This window comes from uncultured Oscillibacter sp., from assembly GCF_910579365.1.
In the GTDB taxonomy this organism is placed as follows: Bacteria; Bacillota; Clostridia; order Oscillospirales; family Oscillospiraceae; genus Oscillibacter.
This window is the reverse complement of record NZ_CAJTUX010000141.1, coordinates 1-2,634: the sequence shown is the minus strand read 5'-3', so window position 1 is coordinate 2,634 and position 2,634 is coordinate 1. Positions and strand designations below refer to the sequence as shown.

1 protein-coding gene is annotated in these 2,634 nt (G+C 57.4%); it reads left to right on the top strand.

What is annotated here, in order from left to right:
* Positions 1-2,634, top strand: a 2,634-nt coding sequence (locus tag QZ329_RS15435; RefSeq protein WP_295753885.1) for an N-6 DNA methylase, incomplete at both ends; no start/stop codon positions are given.

Genomic DNA, 2,634 nt, shown 5'->3' with positions numbered 1-2,634 from the left:
AGCATCTTTCCCAGCGGTTTTCGGGTACAGTGGAAACCATGCAGCTGGAAACCGGAGATACGGCGGATTACCGGGCCTCCGCAAACGGCATGGAAGTGGAGATTCTGCGGGAAGATGAAACGGTGCTGGCAGCGATGTATGAAAGCTGGGAGCCGCTTGCCGCTGCCCTGCGCGCCCTCTACCAGCAGGAGCTGGACGGATTCTCCCACGAACCGGCACAGCCAGAAGAACAGCTGGCAGAGGAACAGCCGGATTTTGGGAATCCCCCTGCACCAGAGCCGGAGCCGCAGATCACCATTACCCCCGTCACCCGTTATCCGGGCGAACAGAACCATCTGCCCTACGATATAGAGATTCATACGCTGCGCTTTGATGAACCGGAACCCACCCCTCCCCAGCCGACTGCCGGGAACTTCCGTATCACCGACATTCACCTGGGCGAAGGAGGACCAAAAGCAAAGTTTCGGGCCAACATGGACGCAATCAATCTCCTGAAAGAATTGGAATTTGAAAACCGGCAGGCCACGCCAGAAGAACAGGAAACCCTTTCCCGGTATGTGGGCTGGGGCGGTCTGTCAGACGCTTTTGACGAGAGCAAGCCCGCCTGGGCCAAGGAGTTTGCGGAACTCTACGCAACGCTGTCCCCGGAGGAATATGAAGCCGCCAAAGGGACCACCTTAAACGCCCATTACACCAGCCCTACCGTTATCCAGGCCATTTATGAAGCGGTGGGGAAAATGGGATTCCAGACCGGCAACATCCTGGAACCCTCCTGCGGCGTGGGCAATTTCTTCGGTATGCTGCCGGAGGAAATGCGGGGCAGCAAACTGTACGGCGTGGAACTGGATTCCATCACCGGGCGCATCGCAAAACAGCTCTATCCCAAAGCAGACATCACTATCGCGGGCTTTCAAACCACTGACCGGCGGGATTTTTATGATTTAGCCGTAGGAAACGTGCCGTTTGGCCAGTATTCCGTCAATGACCGGGCCTATAACAAGCTGAACTTCAACATCCACAACTACTTTTTTGCAAAATCGCTGGACCAGGTGCGTCCGGGCGGCGTCGTGGCCTTTGTCACCAGCCGCTACACGATGGATTCCAAGGATTCTACGGTGCGCCGGTATCTGGCGCAGCGGGCGGAGCTGTTAGGCGCGATCCGTCTGCCCAACAATGCGTTCAAGGCCAATGCAGGGACAGAGGTGGTATCCGACATCATTTTCCTGCAAAAACGTGACCGCCCGATTGACATTGCCCCGGACTGGACGCAGACCGGACAGACCGAAGAAGATTTTACCATCAACCGCTATTTCCTGGACCACCCGGAAATGGTGCTGGGCAGGCAGGAGCCGGAAAGCACCGCTCATGGCATGGATTACACCGTAAATCCCATTGAGGGATTGGAACTTTCCGACCAGCTGCACGACGCCATAAAATATATTCGCGGGACCTACCAGGAGGCCGAACTGCCGGAGCTGGGCGAGGGGGAAGAAATTGATACTTCTATCCCCGCTGACCCTGATGTAAAAAACTATTCCTATACCGTTGTGGACGGTGCGGTGTACTATCGGGAAAACAGCCGCATGGTGCGCCCCGACTTAAACGCCACCGCCGAGGCCCGCGTAAAGGGGCTGGTGGAACTGCGGGACTGTGTGCAGAAGCTCATCGCACAGCAGATGGACAGCTTTGTTTCGGATACGGCAATCCGTGAAACCCAGGCCGAATTGAACCGGCTCTATGACGCATTTTCCGCAAAGTACGGGCTGATCAATGACCGGGGGAACCGGCTGGCCTTTGCCGATGATTCCAGCTATTATCTGCTCTGCGCGCTGGAAGTCATTGACGATGACGGACATCTGAAGCAAAAGGCGGATATGTTCACCAAGCGCACCATCAAGCCCCATCAGGCTGTTACTGCGGTGGACACCGCCAGTGAAGCCCTGGCTGTTTCCATCGCGGAAAAGGCCGAGGTGGATATGGCGTACATGGCCGAACTGAGCGGCAAAACCCAGGAGGAATTGGCGCAGGAGCTGCGGGGCGTGATCTTCCGTCTGCCCGGACCACTGGCGGAGGGGGAAACGCCCCGTTATGTGACAGCGGATGAATACCTCTCCGGCAACGTGCGCCGGAAACTGCGGCAGGCACAGCGGGCGGCGGACAAAGACCCCGCCTTTTCTGTCAATGTGGAGGCGCTGACCGCCGCCCAGCCCAAGGATTTGGACGCATCGGAAATCGAGGTGCGCCTGGGTGCTACCTGGATTGACAAAGACTATATCCAGCAATTCATGTACGAAACCTTCCACACCCCGTACTATCTGCAAGGAAAGATTGAGGTCAAGTATGTCCCCTACACCGCCGAGTGGCAGATCACCAGCAAAAACGCCGTTGGGTACGGCGATGTAGCCGCCAACACCACCTACGGAACCGACCGGGCCAACGCCTACAAGATTCTGGAGGACAGCTTAAACCTGCGGGATGTCCGCATCTATGACACCGTTGAGGACGCCGAGGGCCGGGAGCGCCGGGTACTCAACGCCAAAGAAACCACCCTTGCCGCCCAGAAGCAGATGGCGATCCGGGAAGCCTTCCGGGACTGGATTTGGAAGGACCCACAGCGGCGGCAGACGCTGGTGC